The sequence below is a fragment of the Nostoc piscinale CENA21 genome, from assembly GCF_001298445.1.
GTDB lineage: Bacteria > Cyanobacteriota > Cyanobacteriia > Cyanobacteriales > Nostocaceae > Nostoc_B > Nostoc_B piscinale_A.
Genome location: NZ_CP012036.1, coordinates 761,356 through 782,377, shown reverse-complemented (window position 1 = coordinate 782,377; position 21,022 = coordinate 761,356). Strand labels below are relative to the sequence as shown.

Here is a 21,022-nt window from a genome sequence, read left to right as displayed (position 1 = left end):
CGTCCCTTGAGTGATGAAACTATTCCAGAACTAGAACGAGAAGAAATTGTCAAAGTATGGCAAAAATCAGCCAGACAACCGATTCACCCTTGGCTAAGGCCAATATTTGTGGGGGTTGGCTTGGGGATAGCGATCGCATTAGGTGGTATGGGCGTGTTAACTCAATTACCAGCGAGGCAAGAAAAAGCTGTAGCCAATAAAATCACGCCTAAATCTCAGCCAGTCCTGACGGTGACTGTTTCCCCTGTCGAAACTACCCGTGTTTCTCGCACCTTAAATACTACAGGTACGATCGCCGCCCGTGATTTAATTCCAGTTCTGCCCCAAGCCAATGGTTTGCAAGTCAAAATCATTCCCGAAGATATCAAAGAAGGCACTTATGTGAAAAAGGGGCAGGTTCTGGCAATCTTAGATGATTCTATGTTGCAAGCCCAAATGAGTGGAGCTAGAGCCGAGGTAGAATCCAAACAAGCTGATGTGGGTTCAAAACAGGCAAGTGTGGTTTCACAGCAAGCCACTGTCGCATCTTATCAAGCGATCGTGCGGCAAAGAAAAGCCGATTTAGCCCAGTCCAAGGCTAAGTTAGAAGAAGCCCAAAAGAATTATCTGCGTTATCGCAAATTGGCAATGGCTGGGGCAATTAGTCTGCAAGAACTGGATACTCGCGCCTACACAGTCAAAACGGCTACCGAGGCGGTGCGGCTGGCGGAAGAAAATATTCGCAGCGCCCAAGCTAATGTAATTAGCGCCCAAGCTACAACCGGGAGTGCGGAAGCTAATATTTACAAAGCCAAAGCAGATGTGCGTACCAGCGTAGCGAAAATCATTCAGTTACAAACCCAATTAAAACAAACAGTAGTCCGCGCCCCAGTTTCGGGAATTGTGGCGGAAAAACTCGCTAGAGTTGGTGATGTTACAGGTATCCCGCCACAAACTCAAGTTGGTACCGTGATTGGGGGAACACAAAAACTATTTTCGATTATTCGGGATGGCAGATTAGAACTGCAAGCCGAAGTTCCAGAAATTCAATTACCACAAGTACAAATTGGCGCGGCTGTGCAGATTACTTCCGATATTGATAATCGTGTGCAGTTGCAAGGGCGAGTTCGAGAAATACAACCGTTAGTTAACGATAAACGCAGAGAAGCAACAGTCAAAATTGACTTACCGTTAACCAACTTACTCCGGCCAGGGATGTTTGCCCGTGCGGCTATTACAACAAACACAGCACTAGCAATGGCAGTACCACAAAAAGCTGTGCAGCCCCAAGCCGATGGCAGTGCGATTGTATACACCCTTTCCGGTGATGATCTCGTCCAAAGCCAGAAAGTAGAAGTCGGAGAATTAATAAATAGCGAACTCGTAGAAATTAAAAATGGCCTGCAATTAGGCGATCGCGTCATCGTTGATGGTGCAGGTTATCTCAAAGATGGCGATCGCGTCAAGGTGAAAAGTTAATAGTCATTTCTCCGTCCCCCTTGTCTCCCCTGTCTCCCCACTCCCACACCTAAAATGTCCTTCAACATCTCGGCTTGGTCAATTAAAAAACCTGTTCCCACCATCGTTTTATTCTTAATTTTGACAGTTGTTGGGTGGTTATCTTTCATTTCTTTGGGAATTGACACCAACCCCAACATTGATGTGCCGGCGGTTTCTGTGACTGTTACCCAACCGGGTGCAGGGCCAGCAGAACTGGAATCCCAGGTGACGAAAAAAATAGAAGATGCTGTCGCTGGGTTAGGCAACATCGATAATCTGATTTCTAGCGTCAGTGATGGTAAGTCTACCACGACAATTAATTTTGTTTTAGGGACAAATAGCGATCGCGCTACCAATGATGTCAGAAATGCGATCGCTCAAATCCGCCAAAACCTGCCCCAAGATATCAATGACCCAGTAGTACAACGTTTAGAATTTGCTGGCGGGCCGATTATCTTTTATGCAGTCAAATCAGATCAGCGTTCTGTTGAAGAATTAAGCAACATCGTAGACCAAACTATTAGCCGCGCCTTGTTAGCAGTTAAAGGTGTGGCACAAGTCAAGCGCATTGGTGGCGTTGACCGCGAAATTCGGATTAACCTCGACCCTGACCGCTTACAATCTTTAGGTATCACCGCCACCCAGGTAAACGACCAAATTCGCGCTTTAAACATTAATTTACCTGGTGGACGTGCCGAGGTTGGCGGTAGTGAACAAGCAATTCGCACCCTTGGTAGTGCCGCCAGTGTAAATGTGCTGCAAACTTATGAAATTCTGCTACCTAATGGTGGTTCTGTACCTTTATCCAGCTTGGGTAAGGTGGAAGATAAATATGCAGACGTACGACAAACTGCCCGTTTAGATAATCAACCCGTGGTAGCTTTTCAAGTACTGCGGAGTACTGGCAGTGTGGTGGTGAGTGTAGAACAAGGCGTGAAAGCCGCAGTCGCCGAACTGCAAAAAACTCTGCCCCCAGATATCAAAATAGAGTTAATTTTTACGCGAGCAGATATTATCCGCCAGTCTTATCAAAGCACCATTGATGAGTTGATTCAAGCCTCGATACTGGCAATCATCGTGATTTTAATCTTTTTACGCGATTGGCGAGCAACTTTAATTACTGCCGTTGCCCTACCTTTATCGATGATTCCCACTTTTGCGGTGCAGCAAGCTTTGGGCTATACCCTCAACAACATGACTTTGTTAGCACTAGCTTTGGCTGTCGGCAACTTAGTAGATGATGCCGTGGTCGAAATTGAAAATATGGAACGACATATAGCAATGGGGAAATCACCTTGGGAAGCAGCTTTTGACTCTTCCGATGAAGTGGGATTAGCTGTGATGGCAAGTTCCGCAACAATTATTGCGGTGTTTCTCCCGGTGGCGTTTATGGGGGGTGTACCTGGGCAATTTTTTCAACCCTTTGGTGTTACCGTGGCGGTGTCTACAATTTTTTCCACGATGGTAGCGCGGATGATTACGCCGATGATGGGGGCGTATTTATTAAAGGATAAAAAACATCAATCTAGTGCTACTGATGCGAAGAACAGATTAAGTCAAATTTTTTATCGTCAAATCAAAAAGCAACCAGCAAAACATCAGTTTCAGCCGTATAAGTCTTTATTACAAACTGCATTACGTCATAAGTTAACCACAATTGCGATCGCAATGGCTTTTTTCATCGCCAGTTTGATGTTAGTTCCCTTGATTCCCAAGGGTTTTGTCGATGATGGTGACTTTGGCATTTCTAACGTTTCGATTGAAGTTCCGCCCGGTTCCACCTTAGAAGATGTCAATAAAGTCGTCACGCAAGCAACTGATATTATTCGCCAAAACCCAGTTGTAGAAAAGGTGTTAGCTACAGAAGAAATCAACTCAGCTACCTTGTCAATTCAGTTAAAACCCAAAGAAGAACGCAATATTTCCCAAAAACAATTTGAAGAACAAATCCGTCCATTGTTTCAAGAAATTCCAGGGGCGAGAATTAGCTTTCAAAGTCAAGGGCCGGGAGATAGTCGCAAAGGTTTATCAATTGTGCTGCGGAGTGAAAATCCCGCAGCTTTAACCCAAGCCGCTAATGATTTAGAACAACAAATGCGGAACTTACCGGGATTAGTGGAAGTTTCTTCGACTGCTAGTTTAGTCAAACCAGAGATTTTAGTCATACCCAACCCGCAACGCGCCGCCGATTTGGGTGTAACAGTGCAAGCGATCGCCCGGACAGCTTCTTTAGCTACCATTGGTGATAATGATGCTAACTTGGCTAAGTTTAACTTGAGCGATCGGCAAATCCCCATCCGCATACAAATTAACCCAACAGCCCGCGCAGACATCAACAATATCAAAAATCTGCAAGTTCCCAGCCAAAACGGGAGTTTAGTTCCGCTTGTAGCTGTGGCCGATATCAAGTTTGGTAGTGGCCCTGCTACCATCAGCCGTTACGACCGCGCCCGTCAAGTTGCTGTAGAAGCCAACTTACAAGGTATCTCCTTGGGTGAAGCTGTCAAAACCGTGAATCAACTACCAGTAATGCAAAACTTACCACCAGGAGTTGTTCAGCAACCTTCTGGTAGTGCCAAAATTATGCAGGAAATTTTTGGCAGGTTTGGCGGTGCATTAGCTTTAGCTATTATGTGCATCTATGCAATTCTGGTACTGCTATATAACAACTTTCTGCATCCGTTATCGATTATGGCCGCCTTGCCGTTTTGCTTGGGTGGTGCATTAGTCGCCTTGATGATTGCCCAAAAACCTCTAGGAATTTACGCATTGATTGGGATTGTGTTGTTAATGGGAATTGTCACCAAAAACTCGATTTTGTTGGTAGACTACACAATCATCAATATGCAGGAAGGGCAGAACCAACGCCAAGCCTTAATAGAAGCTGGCGTTTCACGTCTGCGTCCAATTATGATGACTTCCTTAGCCACAATTGCAGGTACTCTTCCCCTCGCCTTGGGTATTGGCGCAGGTTCGGAAGTGCGCCAACCAATGGGAATTGCAATTATGGGAGGTTTTACAACTTCTACATTGCTGACTTTGGTAGTAGTGCCAGTGATATTTAGCTATATTGATAACTTCCAAAATTGGATTTTGAATATCCTGCGTTATGGTTTTGGTAAAAAACCACCTGTGGCTGAAAAAGAAGTTAGGGGTGTGCGATCGCCAAACAAAACATCTGTCTCGGAAATCCAAAACTAATCAATTATGGTATAATAGCTGTTAGCTTTGAATTAGCTAACAGCAACTATTCGCGGGTGTAATTCAGTGGTAGAATGTCACCTTCCCAAGGTGAACGTCGTGGGTTCGAGTCCCATCGCCCGCTTTTAAAAAAAACCTTTATATAACAAGCGTTTTGCTAGTTTTATCTTGACCAATTTCCACTAATTACAGTGTTTGTCATAACAAAGAATATTATAGCTGTTCTCGACTCAGTGAGGTACAGGAAAAAATAATTAACCGCAGATGGACGCAGATGAATTTGTATTCTACCCAAGTGAAAATCGCTATAACTCTTTTTCGGTGAGTTTGGGTGTAAATGGGGTGTACTAAACAAGGTACTAGCCAGAAAAAATTGATGTACTCTAAACCCGATTAGATAATACCTTTAAAACTGTTTCTAATATGTGGTGACAAATTACCCCAATCATCTTGCTTGACACTCAATCTAGCACCCATAGCCAATTTGAGTATTTACACAATAGCAGTTGATGAGAATAGTTAAATGCGATCGCCTCATTTAACATTACGATTCTCAATTAGTTGCTGAAACGCGACTAAGGTTTTTTGATGTTGTTCGTTGGCAACCCATGTAAAATCATCATGACCTGCACCATCTACCCACAATGACATCTTAGGATCAGGTGCGGCTGAGTATAGTGTATATCCATGTTGGACAGGGATAGTTTGGTCTGCTTGACCGTGCATTACTAAGACTGGACAGTTAACCTGCGGAAGTTTTTTCAGGTTGGAAAACTTATCAAACGGAAGTAAAGGAAAAGGTACAACAACTCGAAAAGCAGATGTAAATGTACTTTCCAAAATCAAACCAGCAACAGAATGACGAGTTGCTAAATCAACGGCTGATCCTCCGCCAACAGAACGTCCATAGACAATAATTTTCTTCCCTGGAACTTTTAGCTGCTGTGTGAGATATATGTATGCTGCTTCAGCGTCTTGGTAAGCATTTGATTCTCCAGGTTTGCCATCGCTTGTACCAAAACCACGATAGTCATAGGCAAAAATGCTAAATCCCCATTGATGTAAACGTTCTAACAATGGCTGAACATCACCAATATCTTCAGCATTACCGTGGATGTAGAGGATTGTATACTCTGCTTTGGGATTAGGTAGATACACAGCCGAAATCTTCTGTTTGTCAGTAACAGGTACTTTCAAAATACTGGTATTGTCTTGATAAGTAGCAGGCTGGGGCAGAAAAATCATGCTATCTGCTCTCAAAAAGACATAAAATGCGAAAAAGCCGTAAATAAACAATAACGAGCGAACTAGCCGTTTCCAACTGAGTTCACCAATCAGCAGATTTCTAAGTTGCGATCGCGGCATTAATTTATGAGAACTTTATAGGGTAATAATCAATTTTTCCCAAAACCCTTAGTCTAATTAACTATGAAAAGTGTTATTTAATCTACGTTCATTTTTTTGCGAAAGTGGGTAACTTGAGTAAGTAACATACAGAAATGAATTAATGCTCATGTTACTGTTTAAGGTTGGCAATGAACGTTATGCGATCGCTTCTTCAGAGGTTGTGGAAGTTATACCGCTGATTGTCCTCAAAAATTTGCCACACACACCAGAATATCTAGCTGGTGTCTTTAACTACCGTGGTTTTATTGTACCAGTCGTTGATCTATGTCAATTGATGCTGGGTAAAAGCTGTGGTAATAATTGGAGTACGCGAATTATATTAGTTAACTATTGTTCGGGCAATCATACTCAACATATTTTGGGTTTGATGGCAGAACAAGTAGTCGAAACATTGCACAAATCTCAAACTGAATTTATTGATGCTCATATTCAGATACATACAGCACCATATTTGGACAAAATGATTGTAGATGAACGCGGGATGATTTATTGCCTTGATATTAAATACTTGTTATCAGAAACAGAGCAAATAAATTCCTTATCGGAAAATCTTTTAAACACAGCTATTTAGATTAGTTTAAAGACAGGAATAATGGTGCAATCTGTCATTGAGGCTTTACTGAGAAGCAAAATTGGTTTAGATGTGAACTCAATTGGTTCTGGTGCGATCGCAAGTGCGATTTATCAAAGAATGGCAGATTGTGGCATATCAGAAATGTCTAGCTATTTGGAATATTTACAAGATTCTCCTCAAGAATGGGAAGCACTAATTGAGAATGTGATTATTCCAGAAACTTGGTTTTTTCGTGAGCCGGAATCATTTGCGCTGCTCAAAAACTATGTATTATCAGAATGGTTGCCCAAAAAACCGCAAGGTGTGTTGCGGGTTTTGAGTGTACCTTGCGCCACTGGTGAAGAACCATATTCGATTGCGATCGCATTATTAGAAGCTGGGTTAACATCGACTCAATTTCAAATTGATGCTGTAGATATTAGCAAACAATGTTTATTAAAAGCCCAGACAGCAATTTATGATAAACACTCGTTTCGTGGTAGTTATAATAATTTTGCTTCGCAAGTACATTATTTTCAATTAATCGATTCTAAATATTATTTGCAACCAGCAATCAAAAAATTAGTAAGGTTTATCAATAGCAATCTGGCTGATGCTAATTTTAGTGTTAATCAACAAAATTATGATATAGTTTTTTGTCGCAACTTATTAATCTATTTTGACAGCACAACTAGAGAACGAACTATTCACATTCTTGAAAATTTACTTGCTAAAGAAGGTTTATTATTTGTTGCATCTGCCGAAGCAGCATTAATCATGAAGACTCAATTAGCTGCTATACGTCAATCTTCAACTATTGCTTATCAAAAATTGAGTAACTACCAAAATTTTATAACTGATAAATCAATTAATTTTTCTCAATTACCAACACAAAAATCATTTGAACTGACTACCAACAAAAAGGTAGAAATTTCGCCGTTCCAACAGCTAAATGTAAACTATTCTAACAGTAATTTATTAGATTTAGCTAAAACTGCGGCTAATCAAGGTCGCTTAGAAGATGCAATTCAACTATGCAATGACTACCTCAACCAAAATCAAATTAATGCAGAAGCTTATGTTCTGCTGGGTGAGGTACAGCAAGCAATGGGACAAAATGAACAAGCTGGAGAATCTTTTCGTAAAGCCATTTATCTGCAACCTAATCACGAAGCAGCATTGACTCATTTAGCCTTACTCAAAGAACAGCAGGGAGATAAAACCAGTGCTGATTTACTTTGGCAACGCATCTACAGATTACAGCATGAGAAATCCACGAATCAATAACAAAGCTGAGAGACTAGGGACTAGTAGTGCGAGGCGGAAGTCAAAAAGCTGTGCAAATAGACTTCTCACCTCTTTAGAATAGTTCCTCTATTTACTAATCTCTAGCCCCTAGCCTCTCTTATACAGCTTAAATTGCGAAATATTCACATTTGTTTAAGTAAATTAATAACATTAGAGAAAATTTAAATAGCTGAATTGTTAGTTTGCTTTTTTGTTGGGGAATTTTAGTATTTGTGAGCTTTGATGAGATCAATCAAAAATAACAATGCTAGATAATTGGAAGCTTAAAGATAGAACTTTGTTGGGATTTGCTATCCCGACAATTTTAATATTCGTTTTTAGTGTGATAGTTTACGCAACTAGTAATCAAACCAGAATTATTTATAAACAAGTGGGAATGTCAAACGAAGCCCTTATCGGGACAAATAATATGGCTTTAAGTATGGCAAACATGAATCTGGCCATTCGGCGGTATTTATATAATCCTAAAAAGTATCAAGATGCGCTGGAAAGATATGATTTTTTTTATAAACGGTTTCAAGATGGATTGAATATTGCCTCTAAGGTTGCTGAAGATAAATTGCAGGAACAAAGATTAAAAATAATGCAAAATATGTTCAATGAATTTGACATGTTGGTTAAAAATACAATCGCAACACCAAATTTTGAGAACAATAAATTGTTAATTGAACAATATCTCGAAAAATCTGGGGATATGAGCTATGAATTTCGCCAAATTCATGAGCAGTTTGCCAGTCACCAAAGAGAAATTATGCAAAACCGGATTGAAGGGACAAAAGCAATGCTCAACTTGATGAGTTTATTAGCGGTGTTAGTAACACTGTTAACTATAGCGATCGCATTTTTTGTCACTTCCGTCATTTCTAGGTCTTTGGGTAGCCGAGTCTCTACGGTTGTAGATGTCGCCGATCAGATTTCTGCTGGTAATTTAACTTTATCTTTGCCTGAGAGCGAATTGAAGAGCAAAGATGAAATTGGTCAAATTATGGCATCTTTTCAGAAGATGTTGCAAAAGTTGAGTACCTTGATTCATCAAGTCCAAAGTTCAGGTATTCAAGTCACAACTTCCGCTACCCTGGTAGGCGCTGCGGGTACACAATTAGAAACAACACTCACAGAACAAGTAGCATCAACAAACCAAGTTACAGCCACAGCCAAAGAAATCGCCGCCACCTCAAAAGAACTAGCGCATACAATGGAACAAGTGGTGACAATGTCGCAAGCGACAACCACAGCAGCTAACATCAGTCAAATAGACTTGCAGCGAATGGAAACAAGTATGCGTCAGTTAGCAGAAGCGACAAACACCATTGCCACGAGACTAGGAATTATTAGCGAAAAAGCTAACAACATTAATAATATTGTCTTAACAATTACCAAAGTCGCTGACCAAACCAACTTGCTCTCGTTAAACGCCGCCATTGAAGCGGAAAAAGCCGGAGAATATGGTTTAGGGTTTGCGGTAGTTGCCAGAGAAATTCGCCGATTAGCAGACCAAACCGCAGTCGCCACTTTAGATATTGAACAAATGGTCAAACAAATGCAATCTTCTGTATCAACAGGGGTGATGGAAATGGACAAATTTGCTGCGGAAGTCGGACGGAGTGTGGCAGATGTTAGCCATATTAGTAGCCAGATTGGGCAAATTATTCAGCAGGTGCAAGACTTAAACCCACGTTTTGCGGCGGTGAATCAGGGAATGGAAATGCAGTCATTAGGAGCGCAACAAATTAGTGATGCAATGGTGCAGTTAAGCAGTACCTCAATCCAAACTGCCGATTCTCTGCGGGAAATTAATCAGGCGCTTGCCCAACTCAATCAAGTCGCTCGTGGTTTACGTCAAGAAGTTTCTGTGTTTAAAGTTAACAACAATGCTGTAGCGCCTACTTTATCGTAATTTCAAAATAATTATCCTCGAATTACGGATGTCAATCTCACTCAACAAAGGCTATTAATGGCTAATTAACAGAGGTTTAGCCGTTGTAGTGGACTTAAATCCTTAAATTATGAATTTTCTGATTGATTAGTTATTAATTTCTATTTCTAGAATAACAAATAATTACAAAGGGAAATAATATGCCGCGAGGTATAAAAATCAATCATTTTGTTACAGGTGGATGTGCGGTTATTGTTAGTTTAACAGGGATTGCCAGCTATATTTCTAACTCAAATACTAATTCTCTTATAGAATCTAATAATTGGGTGAATCAGACTTATGCTATCAAAGCTCAGTTAAAAGAATTGGAAAAATTATTACTTGATGCCGAAACAGGTCAAAGGGGCTTTATTATTACTAGAGAAGAAAGATATCTAGAACCCTATAAATTAGCTCAAGTCAAATTAAAAGATACTTTTAGTCAAATTAGAAGCAAGATTTTAGAGAATTCCAGACAAATTCAAACACTTGGTGAAATTGAAAAATTAAGCCAAGTCAAAATGGCTGAATTAGAAACAACTATTAATCTGAAGCGAATTGGACAGGAAAAAGAATTATTAGCTCTGATTTTATCCAATAAAGGTAAAAAATTGATGGATGAAATCAGATCCAAAATGAATGAGATGTTAGCAGTGGAAGACCAAAGTTTAATAGAAAGACAAAAGCAAGCTAATCAAATTCAAAGTGTTGCTGTCTTAGTAAACTGGGGAACTTTTTGCGGGATTGTGATTGTGACTATTGCTGTGTGTTTAGGAATTATTTTAATTCCTAGTCGAGAGTTGGCGCGGGCTTTGCAAACGGCTTTTCATTTAGCAGACCGAGTGGCGGCAGGAGATTTTACAAGTAATGTAGAAATCACTGCCAATGATGAGATTAATAAGTTAATGGCAGCACTCCAAAGAATGAAACAGAAATTGAGTACCTTGATTCGCCAAGTCCAAGGTTCAGGTATTCAAGTCACAACTTCCGCCACACAAATAGCCGCAGCTGGCAAACAATTGGAAACGACAATTTCTGAACAAGTAGCATCAACAAACCAAGTTACAGCCACAGCCAAAGAAATCGCCGCCACCTCAAAAGAACTAGCGCATACAATGGAACAAGTGGTGACAATGTCGCAAGCAACAACCACAGCAGCTAACATCAGTCAAATAGACTTGCAGCGAATGGAAACAAGTATGCGTCAGTTAGCAGAAGCGACAAACACCATTGCCACGAGACTAGGAATTATTAGCGAAAAAGCTAACAACATTAATAATATTGTCTTAACAATTACCAAAGTCGCTGACCAAACCAACTTGCTCTCGTTAAACGCCGCCATTGAAGCGGAAAAAGCCGGAGAATATGGTTTAGGGTTTGCGGTAGTTGCCAGAGAAATTCGCCGATTAGCAGACCAAACCGCAGTCGCCACTTTAGATATTGAACAAATGGTCAAACAAATGCAATCTTCTGTATCAACAGGGGTGATGGAAATGGATAAATTTGCTGCGGAAGTCGGACGGAGTGTGGCAGATGTTAGCCATATTAGTAGCCAGATTGGGCAAATTATCCAGCAGGTGCAAGACTTAAACCCCCATTTTGCGGCAGTGAATCAAGGAATGGAAATGCAGTCATTAGGAGCGCAACAAATTAGTGATGCAATGGTGCAGTTAAGTAGTACCTCAGTGCAAACTGCCGATTCTCTGCGGGAAATTAATCAGGCGCTCGCCCAACTCAATCAAGTCGCCCGTGGTTTACGTCAAGAAGTTTCTGTGTTTAAAGTCAAAAGTGATGATTTTTCATCCTTAACTCCAGTTGATGTAGCAGCTTAATCAAGACAAATGGCCATTGACTTATGACCACTCAAGTAGAAAGTTGTTGGAATGTAATTGGCATTGAGGGCGATCGCACTTGTGCGGAATTATCTACACATATCCATTGTCGCAATTGTCCGGTTTATTCGGCGGCTGGTCGCTGTTTACTAGAACGCCCAACACCAGAAAAATATCGTCATGAGTGGACAAAATTCATTGCGGAATCTCCCGCACAGAAAAAACCAAATCTACCTACCTACGCTGTGCGAACCAGCGAAACTTTAACAGTCGTAATTTTTCGGTTGCATCAAGAATGGTTGGCGCTACCAGCACAGGTGTTTAAAGAAACCACGCCTCCGAGTGTGATTCATACCCTACCCCATCGCCAAAACCAAGTCTTAAGAGGATTAATTAACATTCGGGGTGAATTACTTTTATGTGTTTCCTTAAGCCATTTGTTAAATATTGAACCAAGTGAACTACCGTCATCAAGTTTGAGTCCTGTATCCCATTCCCGAATGGCAGTCATCGAAAAAGCTGGTAATGCTTGGGTATTTCCGGTGGATGAAATATATGGTGTCCACAGATTTCATCGGCGAGAATTGCGTGATGTTTTACGCAATGTCACTCAAACTACCCAAACTTATACTAAAGGTTTATTTTCCTGGCAACCTCTGAATCTGCCAACAGTGCGTACTGTCAGTTATTTGGATGATGAATTATTATTTACCAGTTTGGCGAGGAAGGCACAGTAATGAACGAAGACGCTGACCTCAGTCAGTTATCGTTATTTGATTTGTTCAAAATGGAAGTCACAACTCAAGTTGTGGTGCTGAACAATTGTTTACTGGCGCTGGAAACCAATCCTGACCCCAAATCAGAATTAGCGGCTTTAATGCGGGCTGCCCATTGTATTAAAGGTGCAGCGAGAATTGTCCAACTTGAACCTGCCGTCACCTTAGCCCATGTGATGGAAGATTGTTTTAGTGCGGCACAAGTTGGCAAAGTGAATTTAACGGCAGATGATATTGATGTGTTGTTGCAAGGGGTAGATATGCTGCAAAACATCGCCACTAATGCCGAATTACAACCAGGAAATCAGCCGCAAATTCAATCTTTAGTAAATGCGATCGCGAATATTTCCACAGCTGTGAATATCCCAGCCCTAGATATTTTACAGCCCCCACCCGCAAGGGAATCTCGTCAACCAGAAGCCTTAGTCAGTCCCCAAAACCAAACCGTGCGGGTGAGTACAGATAATCTCCGTCGCTTGATGGGATTAGCCGGGGAAACCATCGTTAGCAGTAAATGGTTAGAGTCATTTACCGAATCATTTGTCCAAGTCAGAACCAATCAAATCGAGTTATCGAAATTAATAGTTAAATTACAAGAATTAGTTAGCGATCGCCCCCTAGATAAACACATTCAAGAACATTTAAGTACAGTAAATCAAAAAACCAGCGAATGTACACGCTTAATTAGCGATCGGCAAACCGAGTTAGAATCTTTTTCCCAGCGTTCAGGAAACCTTGCCCATCGTTTGTATCGAGAACTAATTACTACCCGGATGTGTCCCTTTACTGATGGCTGGCAAGGGTTTCCGCGTATGGTACGTGACCTAGCCAGACAGTTGGGGAAGCGCGTGAACCTAGAAATTCAGGGACAGCATACTTTGGTAGATCGGGATATTTTGGAACGATTAGAAGCTTGCTTAACGCAAATTCTCCGCAATGCTGTTGATCACGGCATAGAATCTCCCTCAGAACGGGTAGCTCAAAGTAAACCAGAAGCAGGCACAATTGCCATTGAAGTTGTTCATCGGGCGGGGATGTTATTTATCACCATCGCTGATGATGGCCGGGGAATTGATCTGGAGTTTTTGCGTCAAGAAGTTGTCAAAAAACAACTGGTAAACGCAGATATGGCTATGCAATTAACAGAAGCAGAGTTAATGGAGTTTTTGCTATTACCAGGATTTTCCACCACACAAACTATTACCGAAATTTCTGGTCGGGGTGTGGGTTTAGATATTGTCCATAATACAGTGCGGGAAGTCGGCGGCACCGTCAGGGCAGTTTCTCAACCAGGAACAGGGATGAGTTTCTACTTGCAGTTACCTCTAACTCTATCTATTGTGCGTACCTTATTAGTGGAAATTGCAGAGGAACCTTACGCCTTTGGGTTAACCCGAATTGACCAAGTTTTGATGTTGTCGCCATCAGAAATTGCCATGTCGGAAAATCGCCCGTTTTTCTGGCTGAATCATCAACCTGTAGAATTGATTTCCGCAAGGCAAATTTTTGAGTTACCCTTACCTGCGGCGAATCCAGACTCATTAGCAGTGGTGGTGATTAGCGATCGCCTTCATCATTATGGATTAGTTGTTGACCGCTTTATTGGTGAATACACTTTAGTTGTCCGACCTTTAGATCCCAGACTGGGGAAAATTCCCAACATTAGCGCCGCCGCCCTGATGGATAATGGGTCTCCGGTATTGATTATCGATGTCGAAGATTTAGTTCGTTCTATGACCAAGGTGGTTGCTAGTGGTCAACTGAGTCAGGTGAATCAATCAACACAGCAAACATTGAGCAAAACTCATAAGCGTATATTAGTTGTAGATGATTCAATTACTGTCCGAGAAATGGAACGCAAGCTTTTAGAAAATCACAATTACCAAGTTGATGTCGCTGTCAATGGGATGGATGGTTGGAATGCCCTGCGCGATGGTAATTATGATTTAGTGATTACAGATATTGATATGCCCAGGATGAATGGTTTTGAACTCACCAGCCACATCAAAACCCATCCCCAACTAAAAAATATACCTGTAATTATTGTTTCTTACAAAGACCGCCAAGAAGACCGTATTCAAGGCTTAGAAGCAGGTGCAGACTATTATCTCACCAAAAGCAGCTTTCATGATGACACTTTATTACAAGCCGTAATTGACTTAATTGGTCAGGGTTAAGACTCTATGAACAGGGTTCACCAACAAGATATGAAAATTTCTTACCCCACTTTATGAGAATTGCCATTGTCAACGATATGCGGATGATGGTGGAAGCACTGCGGCGAATGTTAGCCACAATCCCAGAGTATGATTTGGCTTGGGTGGCTTACGATGGTGCAGAAGCAGTGAACAAATGTGCAGTTGATACCCCTGACTTAATTTTGATGGATATTCTGATGCCTTGTATGGATGGAGTGGAAGCCACAAGGCGAATTATGAGTCAGTCACCCTGTGCAATTATTATTGTCACCGCTAGTATTAATCGCTATGCAGCTAAAGTCTTGGAAGCAATGAGCTATGGTGCTTTAGATGCTATCAATACACCTGTTGAGGGTAGCACAGGGCTGTTAAAAAAAAAATTCGTACCATCGCTAAATTAATTGGTAAATCTCCCCGTCCGCACACAGTCAAACAACTTCCATCTTTGCCAAAATTATTACCACCGCTCATTGTCATTGGTGCTTCCACTGGTGGCCCCCAAGCATTGGTGAAGATTCTGGCGCAATTTCCCCAGAATTTTGCAGCTGCTATTGTGATTGTGCAGCATTTAGATGCTCAGTTTGCTTCAGGTTTTGCAGCTTGGTTAAATGAACAAATTCTCTTACCTGTGGAAATAGCAACTACAGGTTCTAGACCACAACCAGGAAAAATTTTTTTTGGCTGGGACAAATCATCATTTGGTGATGACGAAGAACCTGAGTTTTGATTATGCGGAACAACCCGCCAATTGCCTTTATCGTCCATCTATTGATGTTTTATTTCAAAGTGTGGCAAAACATTGGCAAGGTTCAGGAATTGGGGTGTTACTGACTGGGATGGGACGAGATGGCGCTCAAGGTTTGAAAGTTTTACGCGACGCAGGTTGGCATACGATCGCCCAAAATCAAGAAACTTGCATTGTTTATGGAATGCCAAAAGCTGCTGTGGAATTAAAAGCAGCTGTGGAAGTTTTACCAGTTGATGCGATCGCTTCTGCTTGTACCAAGATATTACGGATGTCGGCTATTTAAATCCCAACTCAATCAATTTTACTATAGTAAATCTACTAGATTTTTTCAGAAAAAATACTGCATATTTCTAATTTTTTAAGTTGTTGTTGGATGGATTAATTTCAAACTACTTATATCTAAAGTCATATTTACTTTTGTTTATATTAAGTTATAATAAATTTATAAATATTATAGATTTAAATACTTTTTGTTTAAAATAATATAGCCTTTCTTCACCTAGTGAGTTACAGCCAGAATAATTAACCGCAGAGAAACGCAGATGAATTTGTCAGTTATTAGATTCGGAAACACTATAACTCTTCACCGCTAACTCAATATCCACATTCTTAAAGCCAGAGAAATCCTATGCTATTACCTAATTTAAATATGCAGTTAGCATCACCAAATTTGCTTGATGAATTAAAGCTGCAAACCGAAGATGTCAAAATATTGTTAATTGATGATCAGGCAATATTTGGTGAAGCAATTAATCGCATGATTGCGAAGGAGCCTGATATTACTTGCAATTATGTTAATGATCCATCAAAGGCTTTGCAAAGTGCGATCGCTATTGAGCCAACAGTCATTTTGTTAGATTTAATTATGCCAGATATGGATGGCTTAATGCTGTTGCGTTGGTTTCGTTCTCATCAATCAACGCGGGAAGTTCCCATCATTATGTTATCTAGTAAAGAAGAACCAATACTCAAAGCTGAAGCCTTTGCTGCGGGAGCTAACGACTACCTAATTAAGTTACCAGATGCTATAGAATTAATTGCCCGCGTTCGTTATCATTCCAAAGCTTACAATAATTTTAAGGCACTCTCTACTGCCACCGCAACAGCGAAACTACAAGCACAAGAACTCGAAAATACACTCCATAAATTGCAAACAACTCAAGTGCAACTCATTCAAACAGAAAAAATGTCTAGCCTAGGCAGAATGGTTGCGGGTTTAGCTCATGAAATTAATAATCCCGTGAGTTTTATTCATGGCAATTTTAATTATCTCAATGAACATATTCATACTATTTTAAGAATAGTTGACATCTATCAAAAAGAATATCCCGAAGCTGAACAGTTGATTCAAGATAAAATTGGTGATATAGACTTAGATTTTATCGTAGATGACTTTCAAAAAATTATCTCTTCTATGAGAGTTGGAACTGACAGAATTAAAGATATTATACTTTCTTTAAGGAATTTTGCTCGCCTTGATCAAGCTGACAGAAAAGCTGTCAATATTCATGAAGGTATTGAAAGTACATTATCTTTATTAAATCATCGTCTCAAACAAGAAATAGAAATAGTTAAAGAATACTCGAACTTACCATTAATTGAATGTTATGCAGCCCAATTAAATCAAGTCTTTAGTAATATTATTAATAATGCGATTGATGTTTTATTAGAAAATAAAAAAATCTGAAAATCAAAAGCAAATTATTATTAAAACTGAAGCAACAGAAACAGAAACTATCAAAGTCAGAATTATCGATAATGGCTCTGGAATAGAGCCAGAAATTCAAAGTAAAATATTCGACCCCTTCTTTACCACTAAACCTGTGAACAAAGGCGCTGGTTTAGGTTTAGCAATTAGCTATCAAATTATCGAAAGTCATCATGGTACTATTTCTGTCAAGTCTGAACCAGATAAGGGAGCAGAATTTATCATTGAAATTCCAGTCAGAGTTAACAATAATAGATGACATAAAAGTAGGTTGGGTGTAGCGATAGCGAAACCCAACCAAGTCTTGATAAAGTCATGATCATGTTGGGTTCCGTTCCTCCACCCAATCTACATCAGATTTAATTTTTAACTAAAAAAAATATTTATTAGAAACAAGGGCGAACAACCGCTCGCCCCTACTTATATTATTTATGTAGTGTATAAGACTAACCAAAAATACCCGCAAAAAAGTCAATAGTTTCCTTCAATGCTTTGATGAACACATCAATTTCTGCGCGGGTATTGTAGAAAGAGAAACTTACCCTTGCAGTTGCTGGCAAACCTAAATAGCGGTGTAATGGTTGGGTGCAGTGGTGTCCAGAACGTATAGCAACGCCTTCTTGATCTAATAATGTAGATAAGTCGTTGGCGTGGACATCTGCGACTGTGAATGCAGCTAACGCGGCTCTACCTTCTCCATTAGCATCAGGTTTGGGGCCGTAAATCTTAATTTGGGGTATTTTCTCTAATTGTTGAAATAAGTAAGCAGTTAACTCAGCTTCATAGGCATGAATTTTATCCATACCTATATTAGTAAGATAATCTATCGCAGCACCGAGGGCGATCGCTTCTCCAATTGCAGGTGTCCCAGCTTCAAATTTATGGGGCAATTCGGCATAGGTGGAATGATCTAAATACACCTCAGAAATCATTTCGCCACCACCAAAAAATGGTGGCATGGCCTCTAACAATTCCAGCTTGCCATATAAAAAGCCTATCCCGGTTGGCGCACACATTTTATGTCCCGAAGCCACCAACCAATCACAGCCTATGTCTTGAACATCCACAGGCATGTGAGGCACACTTTGACAAGCATCAACTAAGAATTTCGCACCGTATCTGTGAGTAATATCAGCAATTTCTTTCACTGGGTTAATACAACCCAAGGTGTTAGAAATATGAACAATTGACACCAGTTTTGTTTTCTCAGAAATCAGTTGCTTAAACTGTTCTAAATCAAAGGTTTCTTCTGGTGTTAATCCAACAAATTTCAGAACTGCACCCGTTTTTTGCGCCACAAATTGCCAAGGCACAATATTACTGTGGTGTTCCATTACCGACAGAATAATTTCATCGCCTGGATGTAAATTGTTCATACCCCAGCTATAAGCCACTAAGTTAATCGCTTCGCTGGCGTTGCGGGTGTAGATAATTTCTTGACGCGATGCAGCATTAATAAATTTGGCAATTTTATCGCGTGCTGCTTCATAAGCGTCAGTGGCTTTTGCACTCAAGGTATGAGCGCCGCGATGCACATTGGCATTGTACTGCTCGTAATAATTCCGCAAAGCATTTAATACAAGCAAAGGTTTTTGCGATGTCGCCGCGTTATCGAGATAAACCAAAGGTTTACCGTTGACTTCCTGGTGTAATATCGGGAAGTCAGCGCGGACTTTATCGGCAAGGGTTTTGGTAGCTGTAAAAGTCATTGGTAGTTAGTCAATAGTCATTAGTTATTAGTCATTAGTCATTAGTCAAAGACTTAAAACTAGTGACGGTGTTTAGCAATATGTCTCTGAGGGAAGCAAGAGGAACTTTGTTGATGATTTCGGCGGCGAAGCCATTAATTAATAAATTCCGCGCTGCGTGTTCATCAATTCCTCGGCTTTGCAAATAGAAGATTTCATCATCTTCTAACTGACTCACAGTTGCACCGTGAGCGCATTTAACGTTATCGGCGGTAATTTCTAATTGGGGTTTGGTATCTACTCGCGCTTTGGAGGATAGGAGTAAATTGCGATTTAACTGGGCGGCATCAGTTAACTGTGCTGGTTTAGGTACAAATACTTTACCATTGAATACCGCATGAGCGCGATCGCCAACAATACATTTGTGCAATTGTTCACTTTTACCATAAGGATAATTCAGAGCGATCGCGCTATGAGTATCCGCCACTTGCTTCCCAGAAATCATCGCCAAACCGTTGAGCGTAGTTTCGGTTTGCTCACCAGTTTGCAAAATCTCCAAATTGTGACGCGATAACTTTGCCCCTAAAGTGAAAGCATTACAGGTATAGCGACTATAACGAGCTTGGTTAACCGCAGTCTTACCAACGTGAAACGCCTCTGCGTCTTCTCGCTCAACCCTAGTATGATTTACCGCAGCATTCTCACCAACCCAAACCTCCGTAACCGCATTGGTAAAATAACTATTACCCTCCGCGCCCTCTGTGTCTCTGTGGTTCGTATATTCCTCCACCAAAGTCACCTGCGAACCAGTTTCTGCCACCACCAAACAACGCGGCTGAGAAATAGTCGCCGTCTCGCCAGCAACCGAAATAAACAGCAGATGAATAGGTGTGTCAACCACGACATTTTTACCCACCCATACAACTGCTGCATCCGTTAAACCAGCAGTATTCAGCGCCGTGAATACTTCCAAAGCGCCCTCAGCTTGAGCGAGGTACTTGTGGATGCGATCGCCTGCAACTGCTAAACCAGTTAAATTACCTACAACAATACCATCAGGTAAATTAACAGCAGATAACTCCGGCGCATAAACACCGTTAACAAACACCAAGCGATTATCAGTTAGGGAAGTTATATTTAACGCCGCTACATTATCAACTGGCTGCGCCTTGCGGAATTCCACACCCCGCAAATCTGACAAATCAGTAAACCGCCATTCTTCCTCGCGGGTAGTGGGGATAGTAGAGTGACGTACCCAATTTGCAGCTTGTTGGCGTAATTCCTCTAACCCATCTGCTTGAGATACAGCTACCTGATTTAACAACTGGGTTAAATAAGCATCTCTATCAAGCAGAGAAGACACCAAACTGACTGCATCCGAATTAGGAATAGCACTAGGAGAAACTTGAATAGACATTACACACCCACCTCAACAGCAGTTTCCTCCAAAATCCAGTCATAACCGCGAGACTCTAACTCTAACGCCAGTTCCTTACCGCCACTGGTGAGAATTTTGCCGCGTGCCATCACATGCACAAAATCCGGCACAATATAATTCAGCAGACGTTGATAGTGGGTAATCATAATCGTCGCATTTTCAGGACTGGTAAGCTGATTCACCCCATGAGCGACAATTTTCAGCGCGTCGATATCTAAACCTGAGTCTGTCTCATCCAGAATTGCCAACTTTGGTTCTAACAAAGCCATTTGCAGAATTTCATTCCGCTTTTTCTCACCACCAGAAAAACCTTCATTCACACTGCGGCTGAGGAAAGCTGCATTCATCTTCACAACTTCCAGCTTTTCCTCAATCAAATCATCAAAATCAAACGCGTCTACCTCTTCTAACCCCTGCGCCTTGCGCCGAGAATTGTAAGCCACCCGCAAGAAATCCAAATTACTCACACCAGGAATTTCTAGCGGATATTGAAACGCCAAAAACACCCCAGCCCTAGCGCGTTCTTCCGGCTCCATTTCCAATAAATTCTGCCCTTGGAAAATCACCTCACCGCCAGTCACCGTATACGCCGGATGTCCCGACAACACCTTAGAAAAGGTACTCTTACCAGAACCATTCGGCCCCATGATGGCATGAATTTCGCCAGCGCGAACTTCCAAATTCAAACCCTTCAGAATCGGTGTACCATCAACATCAGCCGTCAAATCTCTCACCGACAGCACAACTTCACTATTTTCAATAATCATGTTC

The 21,022-nt window shown here is 41.0% G+C and carries 17 protein-coding genes and 1 tRNA gene; 14 read left to right on the top strand and 4 right to left on the bottom strand.

The features are described from left to right. Window positions 1-6 precede the first annotated feature (6 nt). From ACX27_RS03430 to ACX27_RS03420, 3 genes are all read left to right on the top strand, one after another. A complete protein-coding gene (locus ACX27_RS03430) occupies window positions 7-1,458 on the top strand; it encodes an efflux RND transporter periplasmic adaptor subunit (RefSeq protein WP_062298111.1) in 1,452 nt (483 codons plus the stop codon). A 54-nt stretch (window positions 1,459-1,512) separates the two neighbouring features. Continuing rightward, window positions 1,513-4,680: an efflux RND transporter permease subunit gene (locus ACX27_RS03425; protein ID WP_062288440.1), complete on the top strand. Its 3,168-nt coding sequence runs from the start codon at window positions 1,513-1,515 to the stop codon at window positions 4,678-4,680. Window positions 4,681-4,732: 52 nt separating this feature from the next. After that, a tRNA-Gly gene (locus tag ACX27_RS03420) sits at window positions 4,733-4,804 on the top strand. 410 nt (window positions 4,805-5,214) lie between these two features. Here the strand turns inward: ACX27_RS03420 and ACX27_RS03415 are convergent. Further along, a complete protein-coding gene (locus tag ACX27_RS03415; protein WP_062288438.1) occupies window positions 5,215-6,045 on the bottom strand; it encodes an alpha/beta hydrolase in 831 nt (276 codons plus the stop codon). 148 nt (window positions 6,046-6,193) lie between these two features. Between ACX27_RS03415 and ACX27_RS03410 the strand changes: the two genes are divergently transcribed. The 11 genes from ACX27_RS03410 to ACX27_RS33285 all read left to right on the top strand — a co-directional run bounded on the left by ACX27_RS03410 (window position 6,194) and on the right by ACX27_RS33285 (window position 17,384). Beyond that, window positions 6,194-6,658, top strand: coding sequence for a chemotaxis protein CheW (locus tag ACX27_RS03410; RefSeq protein WP_235526478.1), 465 nt, complete (start codon window positions 6,194-6,196; stop codon window positions 6,656-6,658). A gap of 21 nt (window positions 6,659-6,679) precedes the next feature. After that, entirely contained in the window at window positions 6,680-7,927 is a 1,248-nt protein-coding gene (locus ACX27_RS03405; RefSeq protein ID WP_062288433.1) for a CheR family methyltransferase, read from the top strand. Window positions 7,928-8,192: 265 nt separating this feature from the next. Further along, the gene (locus tag ACX27_RS03400) at window positions 8,193-9,845 is read left to right on the top strand and encodes a methyl-accepting chemotaxis protein (RefSeq protein ID WP_062288430.1); all 1,653 of its coding nucleotides are present in this window, start codon (window positions 8,193-8,195) and stop codon (window positions 9,843-9,845) included. Between the two features lie 179 nt (window positions 9,846-10,024). Then, window positions 10,025-11,695, top strand: coding sequence for a methyl-accepting chemotaxis protein (locus tag ACX27_RS03395; protein ID WP_062288426.1), 1,671 nt, complete (start codon window positions 10,025-10,027; stop codon window positions 11,693-11,695). A 23-nt stretch (window positions 11,696-11,718) separates the two neighbouring features. Beyond that, entirely contained in the window at window positions 11,719-12,432 is a 714-nt protein-coding gene (locus ACX27_RS03390) for a chemotaxis protein CheW (RefSeq protein WP_062288423.1), read from the top strand. After that, entirely contained in the window at window positions 12,432-14,648 is a 2,217-nt protein-coding gene (locus tag ACX27_RS03385; RefSeq protein WP_062288420.1) for a hybrid sensor histidine kinase/response regulator, read from the top strand. Before ACX27_RS03390 ends, ACX27_RS03385 begins: the two co-directional genes overlap by 1 nt. A gap of 53 nt (window positions 14,649-14,701) precedes the next feature. Next, window positions 14,702-15,070 (top strand): response regulator, encoded by a 369-nt coding sequence (locus ACX27_RS35080; protein WP_269465098.1) that lies wholly within the window; start codon window positions 14,702-14,704, stop codon window positions 15,068-15,070. Window positions 15,071-15,114: 44 nt separating this feature from the next. Continuing rightward, a complete protein-coding gene (locus tag ACX27_RS35075; protein WP_269465097.1) occupies window positions 15,115-15,396 on the top strand; it encodes a chemotaxis protein CheB in 282 nt (93 codons plus the stop codon). Then, window positions 15,374-15,700 (top strand): chemotaxis protein CheB, encoded by a 327-nt coding sequence (locus ACX27_RS35070; RefSeq protein WP_269465096.1) that lies wholly within the window; start codon window positions 15,374-15,376, stop codon window positions 15,698-15,700. Before ACX27_RS35075 ends, ACX27_RS35070 begins: the two co-directional genes overlap by 23 nt. Before the next feature lie 345 nt (window positions 15,701-16,045). After that, entirely contained in the window at window positions 16,046-17,104 is a 1,059-nt protein-coding gene (locus ACX27_RS03375; protein WP_235526477.1) for a hybrid sensor histidine kinase/response regulator, read from the top strand. Continuing rightward, window positions 17,091-17,384 (top strand): sensor histidine kinase, encoded by a 294-nt coding sequence (locus tag ACX27_RS33285; protein WP_335337825.1) that lies wholly within the window; start codon window positions 17,091-17,093, stop codon window positions 17,382-17,384. Before ACX27_RS03375 ends, ACX27_RS33285 begins: the two co-directional genes overlap by 14 nt. Before the next feature lie 187 nt (window positions 17,385-17,571). Here ACX27_RS33285 and ACX27_RS03370 read toward each other — a convergent pair whose 3' ends face one another. The 3 genes from ACX27_RS03370 to sufC are packed head-to-tail and all read right to left on the bottom strand — an operon-like array spanning window position 17,572 to window position 21,018. After that, complete coding sequence (locus tag ACX27_RS03370; protein WP_062288416.1) at window positions 17,572-18,834, bottom strand: cysteine desulfurase; 1,263 nt, start codon at window positions 18,832-18,834, stop codon at window positions 17,572-17,574. Between the two features lie 34 nt (window positions 18,835-18,868). Beyond that, window positions 18,869-20,230, bottom strand: a complete 1,362-nt coding sequence (gene sufD, locus ACX27_RS03365; RefSeq protein WP_062288413.1) for a Fe-S cluster assembly protein SufD — start codon at window positions 20,228-20,230, stop codon at window positions 18,869-18,871. Next, entirely contained in the window at window positions 20,230-21,018 is a 789-nt protein-coding gene (gene sufC, locus ACX27_RS03360) for a Fe-S cluster assembly ATPase SufC (RefSeq protein WP_062288409.1), read from the bottom strand. Before sufC ends, sufD begins: the two co-directional genes overlap by 1 nt. Between the last annotated feature and the right edge of the window lie 4 nt (window positions 21,019-21,022).